23 protein-coding genes are annotated in these 25,378 nt (G+C 47.7%); 1 reads left to right on the top strand and 22 read right to left on the bottom strand.

What is annotated here, in order from left to right; all coding sequences use genetic code 11:
• Positions 1 to 5: 5 nt before the first annotated feature.
• The 22 genes from MHH92_RS06320 to MHH92_RS06215 form a co-directional block, all read right to left on the bottom strand.
• Complete coding sequence (locus tag MHH92_RS06320) at positions 6 to 1,421, bottom strand: deoxyguanosinetriphosphate triphosphohydrolase family protein (RefSeq protein ID WP_340902698.1); 1,416 nt, start codon at positions 1,419 to 1,421, stop codon at positions 6 to 8.
• Positions 1,422 to 2,111: 690 nt separating this feature from the next.
• Entirely contained in the window at positions 2,112 to 3,992 is a 1,881-nt protein-coding gene (htpG, locus tag MHH92_RS06315) for a molecular chaperone HtpG (protein ID WP_340902696.1), read from the bottom strand.
• Positions 3,993 to 5,356: 1,364 nt separating this feature from the next.
• On the bottom strand, positions 5,357 to 6,256 hold the full coding sequence (gene nikC / locus MHH92_RS06310; protein ID WP_340902694.1) for a nickel transporter permease: 900 nt from the start codon (positions 6,254 to 6,256) through the stop codon (positions 5,357 to 5,359).
• Positions 6,257 to 6,486: 230 nt separating this feature from the next.
• The gene (locus MHH92_RS06305; protein ID WP_017690144.1) at positions 6,487 to 7,491 is read right to left on the bottom strand and encodes an ABC transporter permease; all 1,005 of its coding nucleotides are present in this window, start codon (positions 7,489 to 7,491) and stop codon (positions 6,487 to 6,489) included.
• Between the two features lie 207 nt (positions 7,492 to 7,698).
• Positions 7,699 to 9,345, bottom strand: a complete 1,647-nt coding sequence (locus MHH92_RS06300) for an ABC transporter substrate-binding protein (protein ID WP_340907636.1) — start codon at positions 9,343 to 9,345, stop codon at positions 7,699 to 7,701.
• Between the two features lie 931 nt (positions 9,346 to 10,276).
• Positions 10,277 to 11,224, bottom strand: coding sequence for a glycoside hydrolase family 25 protein (locus tag MHH92_RS06295; RefSeq protein WP_340027244.1), 948 nt, complete (start codon positions 11,222 to 11,224; stop codon positions 10,277 to 10,279).
• A 517-nt stretch (positions 11,225 to 11,741) separates the two neighbouring features.
• Positions 11,742 to 12,242, bottom strand: coding sequence for a phage holin family protein (locus MHH92_RS06290; protein ID WP_340032138.1), 501 nt, complete (start codon positions 12,240 to 12,242; stop codon positions 11,742 to 11,744).
• A 232-nt stretch (positions 12,243 to 12,474) separates the two neighbouring features.
• Positions 12,475 to 12,894: a hypothetical protein gene (locus MHH92_RS06285; RefSeq protein WP_076327320.1), complete on the bottom strand. Its 420-nt coding sequence runs from the start codon at positions 12,892 to 12,894 to the stop codon at positions 12,475 to 12,477.
• Positions 12,894 to 13,529 carry a hypothetical protein gene (locus tag MHH92_RS06280; RefSeq protein WP_076327321.1) on the bottom strand — a complete coding sequence of 212 codons (636 nt, stop codon included), beginning with the start codon at positions 13,527 to 13,529 and terminating at the stop codon, positions 12,894 to 12,896. The genes MHH92_RS06285 and MHH92_RS06280 overlap by 1 nt, the downstream gene beginning before the upstream one ends.
• A complete protein-coding gene (locus MHH92_RS06275) occupies positions 13,530 to 14,243 on the bottom strand; it encodes a pyocin knob domain-containing protein (RefSeq protein WP_076327322.1) in 714 nt (237 codons plus the stop codon).
• A complete protein-coding gene (locus MHH92_RS06270; RefSeq protein ID WP_340902690.1) occupies positions 14,243 to 14,833 on the bottom strand; it encodes a YmfQ family protein in 591 nt (196 codons plus the stop codon). Before MHH92_RS06270 ends, MHH92_RS06275 begins: the two co-directional genes overlap by 1 nt.
• Positions 14,834 to 14,970: 137 nt before the next feature.
• The gene (locus tag MHH92_RS06265; RefSeq protein ID WP_340902688.1) at positions 14,971 to 16,110 is read right to left on the bottom strand and encodes a baseplate J/gp47 family protein; all 1,140 of its coding nucleotides are present in this window, start codon (positions 16,108 to 16,110) and stop codon (positions 14,971 to 14,973) included.
• Between the two features lie 4 nt (positions 16,111 to 16,114).
• Complete coding sequence (locus tag MHH92_RS06260) at positions 16,115 to 16,570, bottom strand: DUF2634 domain-containing protein (protein ID WP_249911564.1); 456 nt, start codon at positions 16,568 to 16,570, stop codon at positions 16,115 to 16,117.
• Positions 16,563 to 16,934, bottom strand: coding sequence for a hypothetical protein (locus tag MHH92_RS06255; protein ID WP_340907635.1), 372 nt, complete (start codon positions 16,932 to 16,934; stop codon positions 16,563 to 16,565). Before MHH92_RS06255 ends, MHH92_RS06260 begins: the two co-directional genes overlap by 8 nt.
• Positions 16,935 to 16,965: 31 nt before the next feature.
• Entirely contained in the window at positions 16,966 to 17,952 is a 987-nt protein-coding gene (locus MHH92_RS06250) for an XkdQ/YqbQ family protein (RefSeq protein WP_340902685.1), read from the bottom strand.
• Positions 17,949 to 18,581 carry a LysM peptidoglycan-binding domain-containing protein gene (locus tag MHH92_RS06245; RefSeq protein WP_076209869.1) on the bottom strand — a complete coding sequence of 211 codons (633 nt, stop codon included), beginning with the start codon at positions 18,579 to 18,581 and terminating at the stop codon, positions 17,949 to 17,951. Before MHH92_RS06245 ends, MHH92_RS06250 begins: the two co-directional genes overlap by 4 nt.
• 56 nt (positions 18,582 to 18,637) lie before the next feature.
• Positions 18,638 to 20,380 (bottom strand): hypothetical protein, encoded by a 1,743-nt coding sequence (locus MHH92_RS06240; protein WP_340902682.1) that lies wholly within the window; start codon positions 20,378 to 20,380, stop codon positions 18,638 to 18,640.
• 182 nt (positions 20,381 to 20,562) lie between these two features.
• Positions 20,563 to 20,997, bottom strand: a complete 435-nt coding sequence (locus MHH92_RS06235) for a phage tail assembly chaperone (protein ID WP_017690174.1) — start codon at positions 20,995 to 20,997, stop codon at positions 20,563 to 20,565.
• A gap of 176 nt (positions 20,998 to 21,173) precedes the next feature.
• On the bottom strand, positions 21,174 to 21,581 hold the full coding sequence (locus MHH92_RS06230) for a phage tail tube protein (RefSeq protein ID WP_221819079.1): 408 nt from the start codon (positions 21,579 to 21,581) through the stop codon (positions 21,174 to 21,176).
• Between the two features lie 248 nt (positions 21,582 to 21,829).
• The gene (locus MHH92_RS06225) at positions 21,830 to 23,293 is read right to left on the bottom strand and encodes a phage tail sheath subtilisin-like domain-containing protein (RefSeq protein WP_076327330.1); all 1,464 of its coding nucleotides are present in this window, start codon (positions 23,291 to 23,293) and stop codon (positions 21,830 to 21,832) included.
• Entirely contained in the window at positions 23,293 to 23,493 is a 201-nt protein-coding gene (locus MHH92_RS06220; RefSeq protein ID WP_083677321.1) for a hypothetical protein, read from the bottom strand. Before MHH92_RS06220 ends, MHH92_RS06225 begins: the two co-directional genes overlap by 1 nt.
• Positions 23,494 to 23,675: 182 nt before the next feature.
• Entirely contained in the window at positions 23,676 to 24,599 is a 924-nt protein-coding gene (locus MHH92_RS06215; RefSeq protein ID WP_340902679.1) for a hypothetical protein, read from the bottom strand.
• 434 nt (positions 24,600 to 25,033) lie between these two features.
• Here MHH92_RS06215 and MHH92_RS06210 point away from each other — a divergent pair, with 434 nt between their 5' ends.
• Entirely contained in the window at positions 25,034 to 25,378 is a 345-nt protein-coding gene (locus tag MHH92_RS06210; protein ID WP_253506199.1) for a YfjL-like protein, read from the top strand.

Raw genomic sequence — 25,378 nt, 5'->3', positions numbered from 1 at the left:
TAATTTTAATCCAAATCGTAGATCGAACCCACCTTCAGACCGTAGAGTTCATTATATATTTTCTCGGCAAATGCTTCCGTCATTCCTGCGATATAATCGATCACCATGTGTTCCCAAGTCCAGATCGGCTGGGCTTTGGCTTGATCCTTCTCATACCGCTGCAGCCAGTCGGATGGAATAATGGATTTGGACGTTTCCGGATCGAGGAATGCATCCCATAATCGCTTAATCATCCACTCACTTCGCTTCTGTAGCCGCTGCACACGCAGGTCACGAATCATGGTCACCCAGGCAAAACTCTTGAGCACACTCACCGTACGCAGCATGTCGAGGTCTTCAGCCCCTTCACGGACAAAGGTTACCTTCTTCCAGTCACCGTCGTCAATAACACCCAGGCTGCCTACAAAAAAGCTCACCCAATAGGCTTTCACTTCACGACGGGTACGCGAGTAATCATGTTCGCAGAACGGCATCTTTTCATTCCAGATGCGCAGGAACGAAGCGAGTACCTCTTCTACCTTTTGCCCAATCGATTCTCGGGTCCATCCGTTCCAGAACAGATCCTCCAGCGTTGTAATCTTATCCACAATCAGTCGATTCACATGCGGATCTTGCAGGAAATGCTCATGTACCTCAATCTTGCCTGCTTTGATGCCATCCTCCAAGTCATGCGAGGAGTACGCAATATCGTCGCAAAGGTCCATCAACTGTGCTTCCAGCGTCTTCTTGCCTGCCGGCACGTTCCAGCGATCACGGATCTCCCGAATATATTGCCACTCATGATGATACATGCCTTTTTTGCTCTCTGTCCCAGGATACGGATACTTGTTGATTCCTAGTAATACCGCATCAGACAGGTTCAGTCCGTCGATATCTTCACGCTTCTCCAAGTGCATAATGAGACGGAAGTTGTGCGCATTGCCTTCAAAATGCTCGTATTTCCGTTTTAACTCAGCACGGACTTCAGACTCGACCTTGGGAACTTTGGCGTTGCGGCTTTTTTTCATGATTTTCTTAGCCTCGGTGTTGATGAGGTCATCCAGAATACCATCTAATACTTCTTCACCTTTATGTCCAAACGGCGGGTGACCAAAATCATGTGCGATTGCAGCGCACTCCACCACTTCTGAATCAATAATAAGGCCGGGGTTGTCCGCGCGGTCCCAGTCTACCTCTGGAAAACGGCGAATCAGACTTCGGGCAGCCTCTCGTGCAATCTGTGCCACCTCCAGGGAATGGGTCAAACGAGTACGATAATAATCACCCGTTCCTGCGCCAAACACCTGCGATTTGCCCTGTAACCGACGGAAGGTCGGTGAATGAATGAGTCTCGAATAGTCCCGCTCATACGCTGCACGAGATCCATCCAATTTGGTTAATTCAGGATATTGTCTATGTTCTCTCAGATCGTTCCATTGCATGGGGATCACTCCTAGCCGACTGTCTCTATTTTGAGTGATTATACACAACATCTGTGGTTTCGAAAAGTAAAACCTGTCTGCGATTGTCATCTCTTCTTACATCAACTTGTAATGAACAGTCATCTTCTCTTATTATACCCTGCCAGACTATCATCCGTGCATCTAAATGACAATGATTCATATTGAACTCACACTATCGTGACTTATGACAAAAAAATTGCCTTATACAGTTTGCGTGGCCGTTCCGGTTACGGATCGTTCTTATGATCGCTGTTGTCTCCAGGTTTTCTGAATTCCCTTTATTAAGGGAAAAACCCGGAGACAAAGGCGAACGCTTCGCTTCTTCAGAATCGATTCCGTCCCCTTCACTACTTCTTGCTGTCCTTTAAATTCAATAATGGTATTCACCATTCAGCTCGCTAAAATCGAGTGAAAATCAAGTTCAACTTATATTAATATCATCATTTGCTTCAATGATAGTCTGCCTCCCCCGTGCCCTCCCCGTTGTGGGTAAAAACAAAAAACCGACAGGACTAAAACGCCCTGTCGGGGTGGAGATGGTGAATTCAAAGGTATTTTGTAGTTTCCAAGCCATATAAGCACTGAGTCTTGTACCCGGAAACTGCATGGAATATTCCATTACTTTTAATTCGGCGCACCGTTATTAAATCACTGCGATATTGCGAAAGTTTACACCATAACCTTACAGATATCGTTGGTGAACTCTACTGGGTCCTGAATTGGCAATCCTTCGATTAACAATGCTTGGTGGTACAGCAGGCTTGTGTAGAGGTTCAGCTTTTCCTGATCTTGTGCGAAAGCGTCTTTCAACGATTTGAAGACATCGTGATTTACGTTGATTTCCAGCACTTTGTCGGCTTGTACATTTTCGCTGTTCGGCATAGCTTTCAGGATTTTCTCCATTTCAATCGTCAATTCACCTTCAGTGGACAAACATACCGGGTGGCTTCTGAGGCGTTTGGAAGCTTTAACCGCTTTGACTTTACCAGCCAATTGAGCTTGCATCGCTTCAAACAACTCTTTGTTGTCGTTGTCCTGAGCGGCCGTTTCTTCTTTGTCCGCGCTATCTTCGATGCCCAGGTCACCACTGGAGATGGATTTGAATTCTTTCTCCTTGTAGTTCGTGATCATCTTGATTGCAAACTCGTCGATGTCATCAGTAAAGTACAATACTTCGTACCCTTTCTCAAGAACACCCTCGATCTGTGGCAGCTTCTCAATACGGCTAATGGACTCACCAGATGCATAGTAGATGTACTTCTGATCTTCCGGCATTCTGGAGACGTATTCATCCAGGCTCACGAGTTTGCTCTCTTTGGAAGACGTGAACAACAGCAGATCCTGCAATGTATCCTTATTCACACCATAGTCGCTGTATACACCATATTTCAATTGACGACCAAACGCTTGGTAGAACTTCTCGTAGTTCTCACGCTCGTCCTTCAGCAGGCTTTGCAGTTGACTCTTGATTTTGTTCTTAATGTTCTTCGCGATCAGGCTAAGCTGACGGTCATGTTGCAACATCTCACGGGAAATGTTCAGGGACAGATCTTCCGAATCCACCATACCTTTGACAAATCCAAAGTAATCTGGCAACAGATCCCCGCATTTATCCATGATCAATACACCGTTGGAGTAGAGTTCAAGGCCTTTTTCATACTCTTTCGTATAGTAGTCAAACGGTGTATTCTCCGGAATAAACAGGATTGCATTGTATACCACTGCGCCATCTGCGCTGATATGCAGGTGTTTGAGCGGTTTGTCAAAACCGTAGCGTTTTTCCATATAGAAGTTATTGTAGTCTTCTTCGGTCAGTTCGCTTTTATTTTTACGCCAGATCGGCACCATGCTGTTCACGGTTTGTTCTTCTTGGTATTCCTCGAATTCGTTCTCCGTGCCCTCTTTCGGACGTTGACCCGTTACATCCATCTTGATCGGGTAGCGAATGAAGTCGGAGTATTTCTTGATGATGGATCTCAGGCGATACTCTTCCAAAAATTCGTCATACGAATCTTCTTCGGTATTTTCTTTGATCGTCAGGACGATTTCCGTACCTACGGAATCTTTCTCTGCTGGTGTGATTGTGTAACCATCCGCGCCTTCGGACTCCCATTTCCAAGCCTCGTCGCTGCCAAGCGTTTTACTCGTTACGGCCAGCTTGTCCGCCACCATAAATGCCGAGTAGAAACCAACCCCGAATTGTCCGATGATGTTGTGGCCGTCTTTGGCTTCATTTTCTTTCTTGAACGCCAGGGAACCACTCTTCGCGATAACCCCCAAGTTGTTCTCCAGCTCTTCCTGCGTCATCCCAATTCCGGTATCTGTCAGTGTGAGCGTGCGGTTTTCTTTGTCAATCGTGAGCTTGATGAAGTAGTCCTCTTTGTTGAAAACGAGCGAATCGTCGGTAAGTGCTCTGTAATAAATTTTATCAATGGCGTCACTGGAGTTGGAGATCAATTCTCTCAAAAAGATTTCTCTTTGGGTGTAAATGGAGTTGATCATCATATCCAGCAAACGTTTGGATTCTGCCTGGAATTCTTTTTTAGCCATGAGTGGTTGGACTCCTTTCAAATTGGGATATCGAATGATTTGATTGAAAATAGAAAGTAACTGAGATAATCCTGCGGCCATTAGTAGACTCAAAAACCTTTGATCGCTCTAGTCCACAGATATTGTGCTTCACTTCTAACTGGCTCACTGTAAAAATAAGTGCACGACGTTCTGCAATGTAGCCGTTCCGGTTACGAATCGTTTTTCGGATCGCTGTTATCCCCGTATTTCTTTGATTTCCTTTTTAAAAGGGAGAAATCCGGTGATAGCATATGCTTCCGTAGCAGCTTTCTTTCAGAAAGCTTTTAGGCGAACGCTCTGCTTCCTCCAAATCGATTTCGTCCCCTGAACTACTTTTGCATTTGATCAGCGACTAATTTTTTAGGATAGAGAATATCAATGAAGTGATATTTCTTAGACGTGGAATGCAGCTTCAAGTCTGTTGCATACCTTGGCTTCGCATGTTCTACTCAGGTTCAATATCTATTTTCAAAAACAGAATCATTCCATATGTAAGCTTATAGTAAAAACATCATCTGTTAGCACTCTGATGATCGGAGTGCTAAACCCTTCCTTTTATATAACATATGGGAAAATTGGGTGTCAATACGTAGGCGGTTATTTTAACTAAAAGATCGAATAACTCTTTAACATTTGCACATCACCAATCATTTTAACGTAATTTCGCAGGTAAAACAAAAGCCGCCTCGAACCAAAGTTCGAACCGGCATGGTCAAAGATTGTGATGTGTCTGTTGCTGTAGTAGATAGCGTTAAAACATATCCATCTAATGTACCTTGGAGTATCCTCGGCCTTACTGTGTTGAGACTGACGTATATTGTATGGGTATTTTGGTAGGTATGTTGGTATTGTGGTTGCTTGAATGTCTTGAGCAGTATGACAGTCACGCGCTAACGAATCTCAGAGGCGTTAATTGGCCTTTGGGGAGGTTTTCGTAAGCTAACGAATCGTAGACACACTATTTCTTGCCTTTAGCCAACTATACGAGCCTTTCCACAGGTTTTTCGCAAAATTGCGTGTTTGAGGTTCGTTAGACTGGGAAATTGGCTGAAAATCGTAAAATAAGGTTCCCCAGGTTCGTTAGAGTTGAAGCAGACGTTGGGGTTACAGCTACAAATAGGATTGCGATAAAAATTAGCGCTTACGGTTTGTGTTAATGTTAGCTTTGGCACGCATGCAGCGTTACAGAAAAAGTTAGGGTTTCAATCAAAGTCGCAGTTTGAGCTTGGGTTACAAGTTATGGTTACGGTTACGGTTACGGTTACGGTTACGGTTACGGTTACGGTTACGGTTACGGTTATGGTTAGGGTTAGGGTTAGGGTTAGAGTTTGAATTTGAAAATTCTACTTTTTCGCCATTTTCGGATCAAGGGTGTCACGCAGACCATCGCCCATTAGGTTGAAGCCGAGAACGGTCAACATGATGGAAACGCCGGGGAAGATCAGTGTCCACGGTGCTTTTTGTATAAACTGACGGGAGTCTGACAGCATTTTTCCCCATTCCGGGTCGGGTGGTTGCGCGCCCATGCCCAGAAATCCGAGTGCAGCGGCCTCGATGATCGCCGTCCCAATTCCGAGTGTACCTTGCACGATCAGAGGAGTAAGGCTGTTGGGCAAGATGTGGCGAAACAAGATTCGCCCATTGCCCGCTCCAAGTGTCCGTGCCGACGTAATGAATTCCTCCTGTCTCAAGCTGAGTACCCGTGAACGCACCAATCTTCCGTAGGTCGGGATGTTCACGATGGCGATGGCGAGCAGTGCATTTTGCAAAGACGGGCCCAATATCGCCACAATGGCGATGGCTAGCAAAATTCCCGGAAATGCGAGCAAAATATCAAATAATCGCGAGATGAGCATATCCGCCCATTTTCCATAAAATCCGGCAATGAGACCAAGCAGCGTACCCGCGATAATGGAACCAATGACGGAGAAGAACCCCACCCACAAGGAAATACGTGCCCCATACAGCACTCTGGAAAACACGTCACGCCCCAGATCATCGGTACCAAACCAATGCTCTGCCGAAGGGGCCTGAAGCCGATCCACCAGCACCTGTTCCTTGTAATCGTAAGGTGCGATGTATGGCGCGAGGAAGGCCAACAGGATAAAAAATACGATAATAATCAGACCTGCAAGCGCAAGCCGATTTTTCCGAAACGTTCTCCACGCTTCCCGCCATGGACCGGATGTGCTCGCCGACGCAGCGTCAATGGATGGTCCGGTATTGGTCGATAATTTGGCCATGCGGTGTCTCCTTTCTTGAACATGAATATAACAAAAGATCAACGAATTCTATTACACTCAAGCACTACGATTGCAGTATCATCTTCTGATCGCTGTTATCCCCAGATTATATTGATCCACCTATTTAAAGGTGAAAATCCGGTGATACATGCGCAGCCTATGCTTCCGATGTAGCTTTCTTTTAGAAAGCTTTTAGCTTCGATTCTGCAGATTGGTTCTTGATGAATTCCCTATTTATAACTAATACGAGGATCAAACACGGCGTAGAGCAAGTCCACAATCAGGTTGATTACCACGAAAAAGAACGCCACGATCAGAATGCCACTCTGGATCACCGGATAGTCCCGCGAACTAATCGCTTCATATATATAACGTCCCACGCCCGGCCAGGCAAAGATCGTTTCGGTCAACACCGCACCCCCGAGCAATGACCCGGTCTGGATGCCGATAACCGTGAGGACGGGAATAAACGCATTTTTGAGTGCATGTCCATATACGACAAAAAACGGACCCAATCCCTTCGCCTTTGCTGTACGAATGTAATCGGAACTCATCACTTCCAGCATGCTGGAACGGGTCATCCGGGCAATAACAGCCATTGGAATCGTTCCCAGTGCAACACTTGGCAGAATCAAATGTTTCGTTACGGTCCACAACTGATTCCATTGTCCAGCAATCATCGTATCCAGCACATACAAGCCCGTAATGGCTTCCACCGGATCACGCGCATTCATGCGTCCAATGGATGGCAGCCACTGCAACTTGTTCGCGAACAACCATTGTTCCATCAGGCCGAGCCAGAAGATCGGCATGGATACACCCACCAAAGCAATGACCATACAGCAATAATCAAACCAGGAGTTGTGCTTCCATGCACTGACAATACCGGCATTCACCCCAATAATGACAGCAAATAACATACTCGCCATCGTTAATTCAAGGGTTGCTGTCAGATAAGGCACAATTTCCTGGGCAATAGGCACCTTGGTGCGGATAGAAGTTCCCAGATCACCTTTGAGTAAATCGCCCAAGTAGGCGAAATATTGCTGGAACCAGGGTTTATCCAGACCGAGCTGGTCACGAAGGGCCTGCTTGGATTGTTCAGTTGCCTTTTGCCCAAGTATGGTCTCGGCCGGGTCACCCGGAATGGCGTGGATGATGGAAAAGACAATCAGGGTCATGCCCAGCAGTACGGGCAGCAACACAAGCACACGTTTGACAATATAGCTGTTCAATCTGTTCACCTGCCTTCGACATATCGTGCAAAATAAAAAGCGCCGGCAGACACGCATGCTTTGGATAGTTACGTCCGGATGTGGGTTCTGCCAAGCATTGCGTCTCACCAGCGCTTTGAATAGAAAGAATTAAAACGTAATCATTCCGAACTGTAGTGCCATCTTCAGATCGCAGTTATCCTGAAATGGATAAGTTCAGCTTACAGCTTACTCGAAATAAGCACCGGCATAGGATTCGGTGCCCAGTGGAGAAGGGACGAAACCTTTCAGGTTGGCTTTACCTGCCAGAATTGGCGTCGTGTGTACCAGAGGAATCCACGGTGCATCTTCCTTGATAATGACCTGTGCCTGTTTGTAAAGTTCCGAACGTTTGTCTTGATCGGTTTCTGTCTGTGCACCCGTCAGCAATGTGTGTAATTCTTCGTTTACATAATAACTGCGGTTGTTGCTTGGAATGGCATCTTTATCCAGCAGTGTATACAGGAAGTTATCTGGGTCACCATTGTCACCTGTCCAGCCGAGCATGTAAATGTCGTCCTTCTCCCCGGCCTTTGTATCTTCAAGATACGTTGCCCACTCCGGTGATTCGATGGTGACGGTCACTCCGATTTTCTCAAAATCGGCCTGGATCGCTTCCGCAACCTTCTTGCCATCAGGCATATACGGGCGGGATACCGGCATTGCATAGAAGGTTACTGGATCAGGCAATCCGTCAGGGAAGCCAGCTTCGGCCAGTAAAGCTTTTGCTTTTTCCAGATCATATGGGTAATCCTCAATGGTATCGTTGTATCCCCACAGCGTTGGAGGCATCGGGTTCACGGCAGGCTCAGCTTGTCCAGCAAAGAACGCATCAATAAGGGCCTGCTTGTTCACCGCATGGTTGAGGGCTTGTCTGACTTTGACATTATCAAATGGTTTCTTCTTAAAGTTAAAGCCGATATACGCCACGTTGAACGGTGGACGCTCGATCTTCTGTAACTCGCTGTTGCCTTCAAGAATGGACAGATCGTCCGGGTTCAGGTCTTCCATGACATCAATCTCGCCGTTTTGCAGGGCATTGAAGCGAGCGGTATTATCCGGAATGGAACGCACGATTACTTTGTTCAGCTTTGGCAGTCCTTCTTTCCAATAATCCGCGTTTTTCTCCAGGGTGATGGAGTCGTTACGCTTCCACTCTTTGAATACAAATGGGCCGGTGCCCACAGGCTCGCTCTTAAAGTTTTCTTTTTTCTCCTGAATCGCGGTTGGGCTGGCAATGCCAAATGGCGTCATCGCAATATTTTGCAGGAAAGGCGCTTGTGGCTGGTTCAATGTGAACTCCACCGTAGTCTCGTCCATCGCCTTCACTTCCTTGATCACACGTCCGTCCTCTGGACCAAACATGGAGTCGTAATAATCGAAGGAATCTCCTTCGAATTTATATTCACTCGCCGGATCGCCCCAGCGGTTAAAGTTGAACACAACAGCCTCTGCGTTGAAGTCAGTTCCATCATGGAATTTCACACCGGACTTCAGCTTAAACACATACTTTAGCCCATCCGCCGAAATCTCCCAGCTCTCTGCTAGTCCAGGAACGACCTCTGTTCCGCCTTCCTTGTAGTCCAGCAACGAATCAAACACCTGATGCCCAATCTTCAGCGACTCCCCATCGGTTACAATCGCCGGGTCGAGTGCTACGGAATCCCCACCACGCCCCATAATCATCGTATCCTGCGCTACCGTTTCGGTTGGAGGGTCAGTTCCTTCTGCCGGGGCAGGCGTAGTCTCTCCACTCTCGTTGCTGGAGCAACCGGACAACACCAATACGGTACTCAAGGCCATCGTTAGAACACCGGACATCCATTTTTTTCTCATTCGCATACGTACAACACCCTTCCCTGTCTCATAATGTGTGTGATGCTGGCATGAAAGATCTCCAATGTTGGCAATCGGTTTGGTGCTATGTATCATATAAAAGGCTTTAGATGCCTGTGATACCTGTATTAAGGTTCTGGGAAAAGTACGGCATGTATATGAAATGTAAAAACAGCATGGGATACGTATGGAATACAGGTAAATATCAGACCGTGCACATGGATTGAGGACGTCGTTTGATTACTTTTATAGAAAAAAAAAGGTTCAACAACGGATCTTGTGAGATGAATCTATGAAATTGAATGAAATTGTTGCGTTTTATTTGAACTAAGGTCAATAAGCAACAATGAACGGTTATGGACTGGTAAGAGCAAGTTTAAGTTGGTAGATCGAAAATACAGATGGGCATATGGATACTACGACTGGCTACGCAATAAAGTCTGTTCCTTGAGCGTGTCGTGTTGAGCATGGAGTGTGGAGACCGGATTAGGTATCGTTATCGTTCGTTAGCAATACGGATGAAAGAAACTCAACAAAGGCTAGGTTGTTTGATGAATCGTGTAAGTTGTTTAAATCGGTGGCTTTCTCTTGCAGATTGGATGTGTAAAATGTATGAACGAGTCATCTTGAGATGTTGGATTGTACAACAGGGAGACATTACAATAACTTCATGTGTTATGGTTTTGTCATGATGAGGAGGATTGTGTAAATAAACTGTGGTGAAAAACAATTTCGTGTAACTTACTTTACATCACATTAATCAATTAGACAAGAGATTTACAGACATAAGTCTTTAACTTTATTATATGCGTTAATATTACTTACACAAAACACAAAAAAGGAACACAGTTCGACAAAAAGCGTCCCATGTCCCTTCTCCACTCAATCCACATTCAGATAAAATCCACATTTTAATTTGCTAAGAATCAGCTCACTTTTTAAACAAACCTCTGCGATGCATCACGGTAATAAAACGGTAAAAATCATAACTCGCCCCATTATCGATGCTGAACAATGGATTTTTGGTGTCATATGCTAGTGCTGCATCCACAGCTGCTTTTGCCCATACTGGAACTTCCATTTGCTGACGCGCCTGCAGTTTGTCGACCTGGGATTTGAGTGCATCAAACGCTGCTTTCTCTTCGGCTGTCATCGGTTCGCCCCCTTTCGGTGGTTCGGTTGGTGGATTCGGATGACTTGGATTCGTTGGATTGGATGGCTCCAGTGGTTTCGGAGTGGCTGCTGCGTATCTTGCTCTGAGCTGTGCCGCTGTTCCCTCGAATTCATTCATATCCACGTTGCCACTAATACCATTCACCTTGCCCGAATCCGTATACTGCCAGAACGTCCAACGCTTCCATGCCGGCTGGTCTTCCGGTACACGGGTGTTGCTGTAACGTGCGATCCACAGATCGTATGAGCTGAGTGATGTATCAAAATTCCCGGCAAATGAATTGCCCGTGTATATGATCGGTTTCACACCTGTCAGACGTTGTAATTCGGTTAAAAAAGCTTTGGCAACTGTATTCATCTGCGCTTTGCTAAGGTTGCCGGGGTTGTTCTCGTAGTCCATGACGGGTGGCAGTTGTAACGCCTTGGCGCCCCCAACTTTGTTAAGTGTGTTGGCATAATGTGCCGCTTCTGCCTTGGCACCATCGGTAGATGTCGCGCGGAAGAAGTGATACGTTCCCACCATCAAGCCCGCCGCCAGTGCTCCTATTACATTTTTCTGGTAATTCGGATCGGTATATGTCTGTCCCTCAGTTGCCTTGATGAATACAAATGTCATGCCACTCGCCTTCACCTTCGCCCAGTCAATATTGCCCTGGTAACGAGAGACGTCAATGCCCTGTGTGTTGCCTGAACTTCTCGTTTGCATGTTTCTCACACCCTTTATGCGGCAAATTGCCGTTTGTATCAGCATTTTACATCATTCGATTCAAGCGTTCCCGGGTACAAGTATAGCCAGACTACAGCATTCTGATCTATACATTGCTGATTGGATGTCACTCTCTGGATTGATGCAAAATGCTCCTATAGTTAATGCGGATGGATTAGGGGTTGCTTGTGTGCGTGTCCCTGATGTGTTGGAAATGAACTGAGCCTTGTTCACACGGACACTCCGATGACAGAATAACCTTCCAATCGCTGTTATCCCCGGATTTTTTTGATTCTCTTTATAAAGGGGAAAATCCGGGGGATAAAGGCGAGATTATGCTTACGAAGTAGCTTTCTTTCAGAAAGCTTTTAGCTTCGCTTTTTCAGGTTTTTTCTGTCCTCTCCGTTATTGTGTGAAAATGTTAAGTTCAATCTGTATAGATGTATATAGTTCAAAAAAACTACACTTGCGATGTTCAGCAACGGTATAGTAAAGAAGACACTAAAAATATTTCAAACTATTTAACGTTATCTTGAGTTTCAGAAGATTCAACATCCTCTGTTTCTAGATTGGAAAAAGAATCTTTGCTCTTCGGGGAGAAGTTACCGGGAAGTTCCCCGGTTCCCCCTTTGCCCTTGAGCACTTCAATGGCTTGCCGAATCACTGGCGGAATTGGAGCGCCCAACTTACCCCCGTTTTCGATAATGGACAACAACTCATTTGCGATATAAAAAAAGGCGACCGCATCCCTGAACAAATGTCCGTCTCCCAGAACACCGTCCACCAGATGAGCCACCGATACCATTGCAAATATAAATACCTTTCGTGCGATGCCGAACATGCCGATGTTGCTTTCTAGCTTGCCACTCATACCCGCCGCCGCGATACCCGTTAGGTAATCGAGGATGACAAACACGAGTAGTACACCCAGGACGCCTGACCAACCTCCGAAGAAGTAGGTTACTGAGCTGCTCATGAGTGCAATTCCCCATTTCCATAGGGTTTCCCATCGTTCCATGGTTTCACCTCTTTTGGTTTTGTGTATCTATGTGAGAATTTGTTAAACGAATTGAGTAAACTAGTTTGAATAGATTATGAAACAAAATAGTTCATAAGCCACATCTATAACCGCCGCCCATCATTTTCATCTTTACCGCTGTGAAAGCCGGAATTTGTGAGGAATATGAGTATGCGGTAAAAGCTTTCACAACTCACAACGTCACACCCTTTCCCCCTGCTATCTCTCTATGTCATCCCCATGCTTCCCAAATGTAATTGGTGCTGTTAACTGCGACTGGCAACCTTATTGAGTTAGTGGTTACATAAAAAGTTGCGTTTGTAGAAATAGAAATGAAATTCCCTCCTGCCGCGCTACAAAAACAAAGGGAATAACCCGATGTGTTTTTTACATCTCTCAAAAATACACTGGTTGTTGTCACACCAATATCTCTTCTGACGATTATCATTTTTGGTATTACACCAGTAGGATTTACTTCGGATATATAATAAAAATTGGGTCCGGCGAATTGTGGTTGGTCGAAACTAAGGGAAGACAATGTGTTGCTAGAAGAACTGATGGCGGCACTTTGATATAACAATTTCATAGGTGCGTCCTTGTCAAACCCACCCAACCCGTAATTGCTCAGTGAATAATTATCAAGTGTCGGCATTAGGTCACCACCTTTGTGACGATGTGGCATGTTGTTATGAATGGTTGATCGATCCATGCGGTTAATGTATCTGTGCCCAGTAGAAAAGTATCAACGAATGGGATGTGTATTGTTTCATACGCTGATAGTTTGTAATTTTTGATTAAAGTGTAGTTGTCGGCAAAGTAACCAATTCTCATTCCCAACATCACTGTTGTGTTGGTGGGGTTGCAGAAAACCATAGATTTAATAATACTTGGTACGCCTCTCGGCGTGATGATTTCTTTTGGACTCCCACTCTGTCCCACTGATGTAGAAATTAAATATAAACCATTCTGTTCCATTGTCCCATCAAGCTCAACCCCGGAAAGTCGAACAGTGCAAACTCCAGAAGGACACCAAGCCCTAAGCTGTGCTCCAGGTCTTAATACTAAATCAGCGATGGGAATAACCAAAGTTTCATTGGCTCGCAAGTTTTTACTCGTTGCGACCTGGACCCCTTCTATTTGCATGTGGAATATGATTGGCGTGTCCTGCAAATTGCAGATTATAAGCGACTTTAAAACGACGACCTTGTTGCTTGGAGCTGTATAAATGACCGAATTCGTTGGAGTTGGTAGATTATTGGCATATAATAAAACAGGTGTTTCAGCCACTCACAACGCCCCCCATACTCTTTTATTTTGCAGGACCCATAATGACCACGTTGTCCCTACCAAGCTCCGTACATATACATTAGGTGGGTCAGAAGCGGAAGTTGCCTTTTGAATCAAGTTGGTTGCACTCTGCGCCACCACCTCGATATGGTAATTACCGAAACTAGTAGGTCCATTAACAGGGTTGACAATGTAATAATATCCTGGTGTAGTGACTGCATTTAAGCCTGAACCGCCTGACAAGCTTTTCTCCATACCAGTATCCTGGGTTAACGGGAACTTTTGCCACGGTCTGGAGTTGACGTATGTCTGCGCACTAGCATTTGCTTGGGGGATGACATCTTCAAGTTCCTCTCTTGTAGGTACTTTTTTCCATGGACCCCATCCGACATAGTAGTTCCTTTGAAAAACTTGTAGGTTACTCGGTTCAAAGGTTGTTAGAGTTTGGACCACACCAGCATGTCTTTCTATCGTCAAATGAAAGGCTACTCCTACTGGAGAATTAGCTAAAGTTCCTACTGTGGCATTCGTTGGGCAATAATATTCCCCTTCTGTAATATAGCTATTAAGATCAGATTCCGCAGGTATAAGTATGGATTCACGTGTTGCAACGCCTGCGTCAATCTTTTCAAAAATCCCGTTAATACTCTCCCGGGTCACGTTCTCGTTCCCCAAGGGGAGAGGCAATTTTAGTCGATCTGTTTCTTTTGGCATTACGCCCACACCTCCAGTTCATTCCACGTCAAAGACGCGGCGTCTAGTTCATCCCAGGTCATCTGTTTGCTGTCCAGATCGTCCCAAATCATATAACGATACTCATATTCCACGGTCATATGGGCCGGTTTCAGTTCTTCAATTGACCGTTTGAGATCATCGATATTAGGCGGGATACCCATCGTATCCACAAAGCTCACCGTAAAACTCCACGCTTCCGGCTGAAAAGTTACATCCACCTTGCCCCCGGCATACGCCTCAGCCACATTCGCGACCAGTCTCCCCGAAAACTTCCCGGCACCACGCAGTTTCGACTCCACCACGGCACGCCGCTGTTCCACGGGTTTGAGACGATCTGTCTCAATGCCAAGCTCCTGCTCCCAGAAGTCCAGCCCCCACGTCGCCGTGCGGACAAAAAACTGCTCCAGCGTCTCATCCAGCGCCTGATACAGCAGATCCATCTCGGTGCCTTTGGCCTGCATATCGGCCTGCATTACACGAGAAGTCTCATAATACCTGGGCAAATACGAGAACAGCTCCCGCCCTTTCTCACTCGTCAGTCCAACATCTACAATAGAAGGAGCACTCATGCCCTGTCCCCTCCCTTCCTTGCACATCATCATGAAACGTCTCGCTCACCAGCTCTAACTCAGATCGGCGTACCTCTCCCAATCTTTCTTGGTCTCCACACTCCAAAGCTACTTCCTCATCCACCATCTGCCCAACACTACTCATGCACATCCACCGTCCCCAGCACGGCGACCTGACTCGCGTTCATCTCAATATTCTGGTCACTCACACCGTTCACGGTCAGTTCCGAATAGTCGATAATGGGCGGAATGTCCAGCAGGATGGCGGCAATACGGGTGTAACGAACGAGCGGATCGGCAAAAGCCAACTGTTTCAGATACGCGGTCACCCCGCGTTCAATCAATGCTCGCACATCAGCCAACGTTGCATCACTTGCCAACGTCAGCTTCACCTGAATGTTCATCGGCACTTCTTCGGCTGGCATCACGGACACCACTGGCCCCGCCGGTGCAACGCCTTCACCCTGTCCATCTTGCGTGGGGTCAACGTACTTCTGTACCGCCGCCACCAGATCGGTGCCCGCAGCACGTTTTTCCGTGTCCAACAGATACAATCCCACCGTGCCTGGTCCCTGCCATAACGGAATAACCCGCGTTGCACCAACACCTGGTACTTCACTGGCCCATTGCACATATTGCGATTTATTACCGCTTGTCCCTTGGTTTCGGACTTTGGCATAAAAACGTTCCAACAGCGCCGTATCGGCCTCAATATCTGCACCGCCTTTAATCACCTCAACGTTCGTGACAGAGATCACGCCACTTACAGGTGTAGACAGCACAGTTACCGTGCCCGCAGGCACATTGCTCTCTTTTCCGGCAACAAGCGCTCGTACGCCTACCACCCCGGAGCCCTCTGCATCCAGTTCCAAACGTCCCACCGTCTCATATTCGAGCGAAGCTTCAGCAGATACTTCATCCGCGAGCGTAGCTACGACCGTTCCCGCAGACACCACTTTACCCGGCGCACCGACGAACCTCACTGCACCCTGTGCCGCCACCGCAGCTCGCCGCGTAATGCCGTGCTCTCCTGCCCGCAGATCCAGCTCTTCCGAACGAAAATTCGGATCACTGCTCGCAGTCGTACTTGCAAACCCCCGCCGAAGTAACTCCTGTGCCCACAATGCAGCCTCAGACAGCATAAACGCTACCGGAGCTTCCGCATCCCACAGGAACGAACCCTCCGACTTATCCAGATCCGCGGGCAGACGATCCAGCATACGCTGCATAATCTGTTCCTCCGTCTGGTCCTCCAAATAACGCGGAATCTCAGCCATCCCGTCAGATCACCTCACTTTCCAGAATAAACATCTCTTCCTGCACACTCGCCACCCGGCACGAGAACATGCACTGCTCCCGATTCCAATCAAACGTGAACTGGTCTACCGAATCCGTCCGTGGATCAGCCAGCAACGTCTCCGTCACCATCCGGGTAATTTCACTTTCCATCACACCCCGGCTGTCACCCTGCCCCACCAGATCTTCCAGCTCCGACCCGTAGTTTCGGGAGTAAATCACATGTCTGTAACGTGGCGTTTTCACGGCCTTAATGCACCACTGCACCCAGGCTTCATGCCCACCAGCCGCAGCAACTTTGCCACTCGGAGTCAGCACAAAATCCCCTGCATCATAATCGAATCGCCAGCTCCGCCCAAAGCGTACCTCTTCCGAAGCCGCCCCCGACAGGTCCTCCTCATCTCCCCAGACCACACCCGTTTCCGGGAACAAACTAGGCATGCGCACTCACCACCTTACACAGCACCACAATGTCATTACCGCCATTCACGCGCATCGCCAGCACACGATCTCCCGCTTTCAGACCTTTGCCAAGAGACAACACCGTTTCTTCCACTTCCTCTTCTTGCAAAAGAAACCGTCCCGTGCCCGTCATTCCGCCGTTTGCCACGTCAGGTATACCGGAGATCGCGCCAGCAGCCTCGCGCTCCGGTAGTCCAAGTGTGCCCGGCAACTCGGCCACGAGATAATCCTGCACTTCGTGCTTGAAATCATCCAGCTTCACGCCGGACGAGGTCATCGTGCCCAGTACCGCGCCCAGCCCGCTCACGGCTTGACGGGAATGCGTGCTCATCGCGCCCCGCATGACGTCGGCAAAATGCCCATACGGATCATCTTTAGTCAAGGTAATACCTCCTTTTCACCAGCTCAGCTGTACCCAGTTCCAACGTCATCGTTCCAGGTCCGGCAGACAAATCACGGCTGACCGACATGACGATCAGCTTCAGTCCTTTTAACAACACTGCATCCCCGGCGCGAATTGTATTCACATCCGGTGCGGATATTGTAAAGGTCTCCTGAATACCCGTCAGATGACTTTTCGCCAGTTTTTTCGCGGCGGTTGTCGATTTCACCTGATCGTCCTCTACCAGCTTTTGCAATGTGCCCAGTTCTTCCGCACGATCCTGCTCAATCGCAAGCACTTTGGAAGGAACTTCTTTGCCGCTCGGTGACTCCGACGCCGCCATGACTTTAACTTTGGTAACCGCCCCTTCGAGCGTACGCATCTGGGTTATATCTATCAGTCGATCCAGCTCGTATACCTTTGCATTACTTCCGACCTGGAAAAGCTGCAGCCCGCCGGGTGTCATCCGTGGATGATACATCTCCCCGCCGGACTTCGCCGTTTCTTTCAGATCGGCAAACATCATCGAGAAAATCGTCTGTGACCGATACACGGCTTTTCCCAGCTTTGTCTTGGTTTCTGGCAATGTAGCGTATGGAATCTTCCACTCTTTGGCGTAGGTTTTAAGTCGTTGCGTAGCGGTCTGATCCTTAGGCAACAGGAACTCGTCCTCCGATTTTTCCAGATAAATCATCCGGTCGTACACCGTGAGAGACAGCCGCTTGGTGCCGCTGTTCGAGCTTTCCACCTCCCAGATGACCGCAGGATGCAGCAAGTGAACCATGGATTTTTCGCCAAAAGGAACCCCGCTAATCCGCACCGCCATGCCGGGTGAAATTGAAGGCAGACCCGAAGATGCAGACACCGCCAGTCGGATGTTGGCCTGATATGCAATCTGGTCCAGCGAGTCCTTCAGCGTAATTGTCTCCACCAGCTTGGTGATGTCATATTTGTCGTCGACAATGACCTTGTAGGTCATGGCATCACCAGCTTTTGCCCGGGTTTGATCCGGTTTGGATCACTTCCGATGATTTTCGCGTTGAGCTTGTAAATCTCGTTCCATTTGGAACTGCTGCCCAGCTCAAGCTTTGCTATTTTGGACAGGGAGTCGCCAGATTTGACGGTGTAGGTCTTGCTACTCTTTTTCAAATCGGTACGAGAACCTGACTTGCTCCCGGATGCCGCAGAGCCCACCTTTTCCACCTTGGAATCCCGCCATGTGCGTAGGGTCAGGTCGAAATAAATATCCCCTGTCTCCCCCCCACGAAAGCTCGAATTAAGCGAAACAATAAAAACAGGCACGTTCACGCCCGTCTCTGAAATGATGAAACGCAGCGGCTTTTTGGAGATCAGAAAGGTGTTCAGCACATTCATCGCCACACGTGGATCTAGAAAAGATTTTTCATCCATGCAATAGGACGGATCAAATCTTTTGGGAAAAAAAGAAGAGAAGGTGATCTCCTTCACCTTCTCCCCTTGTGCAAAATCAAACTCGCCATGCTCCAACATATTGACCGTTTCATATCCCTTAGACCTGGAAATATTAACTTCTTCAGGGTTCACTGGGAATTGAAATGGAGTGTTGCCGTCCTTCAACGTAAATGACATTTTGTTAGGACCAACTTTATCTTCAAGTACTGACATATCTGCGGCCTCCTTTCTGCTTAGGCCATAATTGTTTTGCGATTTTGCATCGCACGGCGGAACTCGTTAGAGATCCGTTGCCCCACCTGGTGAGAAACTGCGTCATAATCAATCGCATTTTCGCGCACGGTTACCTGCACCGCACCTGGTGGAATATTGATCGCAATCTGATTGGTAGTTTCGGTTTTGAAATCCTTCAAGTAACTGGACAGACTGCTCATCTGGTCTTCAGATATCTGTACCGTCATCGTGGACGATTTCCCATTCGTCTGAGCACCGTTACCAAGCGCCATCGCTTGGCTCTGCATCATGCTTGTTCCCATGAATCCAGCAGATGTAGGCTGACCGACTTTGCTGTTCATATAAGCCGTTGGGCCTGTCATGGTCAGTGCCGGTGGCATATAGGCAGGTGCCATCTGCGGGCCTGTTGGTACCTGCGACGGTGCAGCCACCGTTGCTGCCGAGACCGTCTTTTCTTCTTTTTTAGAACCAAATCCAAAAAAGCCGGATATGCCATCCGTGATTTTTTTTGTTTTCTCAGAAACATAATCAGCTGCACCCGACAATGCATCCCCTACACCCTCGGTAGCACTAGACATAAAGTTTCCAATATCCTTCGCTTTGTCTCCAATCCAACCGCCTGCTTCACTGCCGGCCCAACCACCTACTGCACCACCTACCCATGTCCCGATGCCAGGCAAAAGAACGCTACCGATGGCGCTACCAATCGCAGTACCTGCTGTGCCGCCAATCATCGAACCCACCGCTCGGCCCCGTTCCTCGGGAGGTGCCGTTGCAACATTCGCTACATCAGCAATCATGCTGATGGGTCCGAGCAACCTTTTGGCTCCTTTGGCAAAACCACTACTTAAATTATCCATCAATCCGTTACCAGCCAACATGTCGGTTAAAGATCCCAATCCACCATCCGCAAATCCTAAACGACCGCTTCCTCGTATTCTTCTTCCTCCTCCCCTATTACGGTTGCGATCGGGCGGAGGAGTTGGAGTATCAGGTACAGGATTGGGTACTGGAGATGGGCCTCGATTCGAACGGTTACTTGACCTTCTACCACTTCGATAATTTCGTCTGCCACGATCTGAGCCACCGCCATCTGCATTCGGTGAACGCACTCTGCGGTTTTTGCCCATCTTTCCACCTGTACAACAGCAGCATTTGGATGCTGGACTTCTGGTTGGATCAGATGCAGGACTTTCTTCTTTTTTCTTTTTGAATTTATCAAATATTCCCTTGATGTTATTAAATACATCAAACAAACTATTAACCTTTTCGGCAAGGTCAAAAATCCATTTATCCAACCAACTCTTAGGATCTTCTTCCTTCGTAGCATTAGTGATATTTTTATTGTTTTGAATCACGACAGCCATAGTAGGACCCGAAGCTCCTCCTTTGCCCATCGCCACTTCGATCTTCTGCCGAACCTCAAGCGATACTGTTCCCGAAGCCGTCACCATCTGGTCCCTGAAACTGTTCAGTTTCGCCCATGCGCGATCCAACGCTGGACTGAGCTTATCAATCAACCCAATCGTCGGTGTGATTCGCAGCCTGCTGATTCGCACAGCCATACTATAAATATGCTCCAACCTGCGTCCGGTCGTTCTCAGTTCATTGTTCACCTTAATCAGACTCTGGTAACGAACTCTGCCCAGACGTTCGGTTGAGCGTTGGATCTGATCCAGATAACGAAGGGTTGTCCGCATTTCCGCATTGGACTTGGATAAACCTACAATCATTTCTGCCATTTTTTCACCTCCTGCCCTATTTCGTTATCGATTCATTTGCGAAGTTATCGCTGACATTTCCTCTTCCGAGAACGCAATTAACAGCGAGCGCTCTCCACGTGGCAAAGACCAGAACTCTCCGGGCCGGAGATGATGACGCACCCACATGTGATACAGGAACGTGGTCATCCCGCCGGAGTGAATCAGTTTTTTAGGTCTTCAATCTCCACACCGAAGCCGGACAGCTCCAGCACTTTATCACCTACAGCATCCAATTCACCAGCCAGTAACATACGACGTACTGCCTGTTCGCCACCGGACAACTTCATGCGGCCGGTAATGCGTGTGTCACCCCAGCCGGACAATTCCAGGCTGCGGACTTTCAATTTCACGGTCGCTTCGGAAATGAGCAGCGCGTTAAATGTTTCGGTATCCACCTTTTCCTCGGTGCGACCTTTGGTCGTTTTACGAATCGTACAGCGTTCACGAATGTGATCCACTTTGGAAGACGTCAGTCCACGCAAGGTCAACAGCAGATCCAGACGCTGAATGCGTACATTCTCCTCTGGCAAACGTTCTGCTGCTTCAAACAACTGATCCAAAATCTGTTCTTCGGACATATTTTCATTCATACTCATTGGGTGTTATCTCCTTCTTATTTCACATATGGGTTTATCTATGCCATCTTCCAAGCCTGTAGAGACAACAAAGAGACCGAGATCATCTCGGCCTGCAATGGTGCCCTTATTATTAATGAAGTAACTATGCAATCACGCTTGAGCAAACTAGCTCAATCACTTGCCTATTTGAAAGTTTAGTTCGCCACAATCGGATTCAGCAATTCAAATCCTTCAAACGTAAAGCCCGTTTCCTCCGGTACTTCCTCACCCGCTGTCCAGTTGGCAAGCTGAATTTTATCCACCATGCAACCTCTCAGCAATACACTCTCATGTCCATATGATTCTGGGTCGTTCAGCTTGGAAATGATCTCAAATTTGGTGAAGCCGCGCTGGATCATATCGGAAGTGACTTTGTAGCCCGTCATCGTGCCTGTTCCTTTTTTCGTGCCGTTTTTGTGCACCTTCCAGTCGTTACCGACCAGGTTCAGCTCACGCTTTTCAATCTCCACACTCGCTTCCAACTTGTTAATGTTTGTCTGCCACACACCATCGATATGCAACTGACCATGGGTACCGAGAATTACTCTTGACGCATCCAACATATATTTTCCTCCTTGGGTTCGTTGAACTAATAAATATTACACGGTATAACTCCGCAGTCAGAACAATCTTCCGATCGCTGTTATCCCCAGATTTTTTTGATTCCTTTTCATAATAAAGGGAAAATCCGGTGGATAAAGGCGAGCGCTTCGCTTCTTCAGATTTTTTCTGCCCTCTCCGTTATCGTGTAAACCATCAGTTCAACGTGTAGTAATTATTCTAGAAAACGGTTCTTTCCTTTCACACAACCTTATTGCACGTAAAATGTACCAAACAACTGCTCCATCACATCCGTCAGCTTCACATTCCATTGCAGGAATACCTGATCCGCTTCCGGCTTAAGAACTGGTGCTGCACCATAATACGCCGGGTCGAGAATGACATCATAACCGTCGGCTTCAATCACATTGCTCTGTGCAAGCAACGCCAAATAGGCCTTCATGGCACTAATCAGTGCCTGACGACCCTCTTCGGTATTGTTCACTTTACCGATGTACGTATCTTCCGCGGAGCGCTGCAAATCCGTGTTGATCGCATCCAACACACGAATGGAACGGATTTTTTTCCACGCATTATTCTGTCCAGCGGCTGGCGTTACCAGTGTGTTTACACCGCGAAGTGCTTTCACCTGACGTCCATCATGGAAGAAAATAAATACGCCATTGTGTACCGCCTGCTCCTGTTCTGCACGCGTCCAGCGACGTGTCACATCATCGAACGGAGTAGCTGCATAGGTTGTGGATTGGTTCAGACGTTGTCCGGCGATCAGACCTGCAACATAGGCGGATGTTTCCGCCGAGCTGTAGAATGCATCCCCAAGGCGCACGCCTGTACCGACATTAATCACACCTTCATGGTTCAGCGCAAGCGAACGTGCTGCTGCTTTTTGTGCTGCTGTAGCAGAGGTATCGTCTGCTGCGGAACCGCCAAATACGGCCACCACCGGTTTACCTTCACTACGTACACGTTTCACCCATGCCGCAAAACTCGCAAGCAGAGGTGCATCAGCCGCCTGATCCAAAGCCAAGACGTCGAATTGCTCCCCTTCCAGCGCACCCTGTACAGCAATGTACTCTGCATTGGTCAGGTCATCGTTGCCACTTACGCCACCTTTGAATGCCGCACCCGCAACGGCAGCAACCACGCCAGTACCATCGCCAATCGCCTGAGCCGTTACCCAGACATTTTGTTCATCCGCGTTAATCTCTTTTGCCAGAGAAGCTGCTGTAATATCCGCTGTCAGGAGCGCATACAACATCCGGTTCCCTTCGAAGAGACGCACTTCATGCTTCGTATTATCAATCACACCTGGCTGGATGGTGACGTAGAATCCATTTGCACGATCTCCCGGATACTTCGCATCCAGTTGCAGCACATTGGCATCACTGCTGTCCTTCAAAGTAAGCGTGGCTACTTTGGCCGCAGCACTTGCTACCCGATAAGCGAGCAACTTCTTCGGCCCACCCAACAGGGCGAGCTTCAAGGAAGTATAAGCCGTACCGTTATCCAGCACATTCGCCGCATAGATACGTTCAATCGCCGCTTCGCTCCCTACTTCAACAAAAGTCCCCACAGGACCCCAGTTGGCCTTGATTGGTACCACGACCGTTCCCCGCGTACCCGCTTGAATGGCCGAAGATGCTGCCGCCTGAAAATTCATATATAAGCCCGGAAGGACCGGACGATTTGTTTGCTCCCAAATTCCACCTGCCATTATCCCTTCACCTTCGCTTTCATAAATTGGTTAATTCGTTCTTGCGTTTCTTCTATGGAAAACGTCTCTTGCGCCGCTTCGTACAGCGCACCGTACAGCACCTCTGCCTTAACGGCAAAGAGGGCTTCTGCATGATTCATCAGCTCTGCCCGTGTATACCGCTGGGCTGTCTGTTTGCTTTTTTTCACTGAGCTTGCCATTGCCATCTCACCTCATTTGTTGGACTAATGAATTCGTTAAACGATGATCTTTAAACTTGACCTATGAATTTTTGATCCTATGAACCTATGAATTTGAAGCTATAATGTTGAAGCTACATCTATCATTTCAAAGCTATAATCTGGAACCACCCTTATATAGAAGGTTCCTCTCGACTAAACGTTTACTCCATACCTTTGCTATGGTGAATCTCACGAATCAAAGGTACATTCGTACCAGGACGACGAATCCGCTGTTGCAACGTCAGGCGAATCTGTCCGTTCAGATACGCATCGGTCTGCAGATCTGCCGTGACCTCATCCACCGTCACATACCGTGTGTTACCTTCGTGCTCTTCGCCACCCGTTTCAGTGACGGCAAGACGAGATTGCACTGCAAGTTGCCGGGCCAACCAAGTAACGGTCTGCCGTGTTAGCACCGAATGATCGGTGAGCACATGCCCAATCCACTGTTGTCGAACCTCCAATGCCGAAGTGCCCGCCACAGACGTGCTGCATCCGGCCAATCGCCATAACACAGACGGCATCTCATATCCTCCAGGCCAGACATCACCATATACCGACCAGTTCGAGCCAAGCTCTTGCTGTGTCCAGTCTTGAAGCGCAGCTAGCCACGCATCCCCTATTTCAGTGACAGCAGTTCCTGAGTCTTCAGGAACATACACCCCAAACCGCAGACTGCGCGTAAGCATTCCAGACCCTGCATCCACCCGGTCACTATCTGAAGAACCCAGATAGATACAGGTGAAGGCCTCACCTGCTTCATCCACGAGCCTTACCTGGTGTAACCCTTCGATTAGATGGGCTGACCAAGCTTCCACTTGTTCAGCGCCACCATCTTCTGGACGAGCGTATGGGGAGATTTTGATGATCCGTCGGTATCCCGCCCAGGCAGACTTCGGCACTTCTTCGGCAAACACAACCACTGCACAAGGCCCGGCCAAAACTTCGCCTGACGCAGGTGCATCCAGCACACGACCGTCCCAATCTGGAACAAGTACCGCGAGCTTCTGTTTCAGCGTTTTTTTAATGAGCTTACTCATTTTACCGGTGCTCATGACAGTACTAATTTCATTTCTCATAGACACATTCATTTCGCCCCCTTTGGCTGCAAGTTTGAGATCTGCCCACACCGTGCAGCGACAATGCAGCAGCAGTAGACTCCCCCTTTTAACTCAGAGTCTGTATTGCTATCGAACCAGTACCGGGACTACATTCACCGCATCAAAAAGACCGGCCACCTGGCCGGTCTGTACATTAGCGTATGTGCTTTCGGTGCGTCCCTTGTTATTGATCCGATAATACAATCTTACACCCTTTCATTCCTAGCGCGGATGGTGTTCCGTACGACTTCGGTGCGATTAAGGGAGACGTTCGGGTGGAAAAAAGACGATTCTGGAATCATCATTTTAAAGAATACCTAAGTAAGCTTTAAGATCAATTAATTGATAAATTTATCCAAATATATTAAAATTTCATTATCAAATTCATTGTCGCTTACGTAAAAGAAGGAGAAATACCTATGAGTAAAACATTCAAGATCACTTCACTTGTCATCTTAGCATTTATACTCGGGATATCCTGCTGGGCTTACTTCGGACTGCTTGGTAATCCGCTCAAGAAAAATGATGCTGAACAACAGGTAACCACTTACCTGATTGAACAGAAAGGTTACTCACCCGAACAGCTTATCGAAGTACAAGGTACTTACTCCTCAAAAAGTTCTGAAGCACCTTACGGTGCCTCAGTAACATTCGCGGATGAACTCGAAGCGAAGTACCAATATATCATTTTTAACAACGGCGAGATTAAGCAGTACAGTCATACCAGTGATGATCCCAAACATGAGGAGCCCATGGTAAAATAA

Source organism: Paenibacillus sp. FSL M7-1414, assembly GCF_038003195.1.
Taxonomy (GTDB): Bacteria; Bacillota; Bacilli; order Paenibacillales; family Paenibacillaceae; genus Paenibacillus; species Paenibacillus amylolyticus.
Note: the sequence above shows the minus strand (reverse complement) of the source record. Positions and strands in the feature narration are given on the sequence as shown.

Excerpts from the sequence above, each read along its gene's own strand:
- MHH92_RS06320 (WP_340902698.1), bottom strand. The coding sequence starts at position 1,421 with ATGCAATGGAACGATCTGAGAGAACATAGACAATATCCTGAATTAACC.
- htpG (WP_340902696.1), bottom strand. The coding sequence starts at position 3,992 with ATGGCTAAAAAAGAATTCCAGGCAGAATCCAAACGTTTGCTGGATATG.
- nikC (WP_340902694.1), bottom strand. The coding sequence starts at position 6,256 with ATGGCCAAATTATCGACCAATACCGGACCATCCATTGACGCTGCGTCG.
- MHH92_RS06300 (WP_340907636.1), bottom strand. The coding sequence starts at position 9,345 with ATGAGAAAAAAATGGATGTCCGGTGTTCTAACGATGGCCTTGAGTACC.
- MHH92_RS06295 (WP_340027244.1), bottom strand. The coding sequence starts at position 11,224 with ATGCAAACGAGAAGTTCAGGCAACACACAGGGCATTGACGTCTCTCGT.
- MHH92_RS06290 (WP_340032138.1), bottom strand. The coding sequence starts at position 12,242 with ATGGAACGATGGGAAACCCTATGGAAATGGGGAATTGCACTCATGAGC.
- MHH92_RS06285 (WP_076327320.1), bottom strand. The coding sequence starts at position 12,894 with ATGCCGACACTTGATAATTATTCACTGAGCAATTACGGGTTGGGTGGG.
- MHH92_RS06275 (WP_076327322.1), bottom strand. The coding sequence starts at position 14,243 with ATGCCAAAAGAAACAGATCGACTAAAATTGCCTCTCCCCTTGGGGAAC.
- MHH92_RS06270 (WP_340902690.1), bottom strand. The coding sequence starts at position 14,833 with ATGAGTGCTCCTTCTATTGTAGATGTTGGACTGACGAGTGAGAAAGGG.
- MHH92_RS06265 (WP_340902688.1), bottom strand. The coding sequence starts at position 16,110 with ATGGCTGAGATTCCGCGTTATTTGGAGGACCAGACGGAGGAACAGATT.
- MHH92_RS06260 (WP_249911564.1), bottom strand. The coding sequence starts at position 16,570 with ATGCCTAGTTTGTTCCCGGAAACGGGTGTGGTCTGGGGAGATGAGGAG.
- MHH92_RS06255 (WP_340907635.1), bottom strand. The coding sequence starts at position 16,934 with ATGCGGGGCGCGATGAGCACGCATTCCCGTCAAGCCGTGAGCGGGCTG.
- MHH92_RS06250 (WP_340902685.1), bottom strand. The coding sequence starts at position 17,952 with ATGACCTACAAGGTCATTGTCGACGACAAATATGACATCACCAAGCTG.
- MHH92_RS06245 (WP_076209869.1), bottom strand. The coding sequence starts at position 18,581 with ATGTCATTTACGTTGAAGGACGGCAACACTCCATTTCAATTCCCAGTG.
- MHH92_RS06240 (WP_340902682.1), bottom strand. The coding sequence starts at position 20,380 with ATGGCAGAAATGATTGTAGGTTTATCCAAGTCCAATGCGGAAATGCGG.
- MHH92_RS06235 (WP_017690174.1), bottom strand. The coding sequence starts at position 20,997 with ATGAGTATGAATGAAAATATGTCCGAAGAACAGATTTTGGATCAGTTG.
- MHH92_RS06230 (WP_221819079.1), bottom strand. The coding sequence starts at position 21,581 with ATGTTGGATGCGTCAAGAGTAATTCTCGGTACCCATGGTCAGTTGCAT.
- MHH92_RS06225 (WP_076327330.1), bottom strand. The coding sequence starts at position 23,293 with ATGGCAGGTGGAATTTGGGAGCAAACAAATCGTCCGGTCCTTCCGGGC.
- MHH92_RS06220 (WP_083677321.1), bottom strand. The coding sequence starts at position 23,493 with ATGGCAAGCTCAGTGAAAAAAAGCAAACAGACAGCCCAGCGGTATACA.
- MHH92_RS06210 (WP_253506199.1), top strand. The coding sequence starts at position 25,034 with ATGAGTAAAACATTCAAGATCACTTCACTTGTCATCTTAGCATTTATA.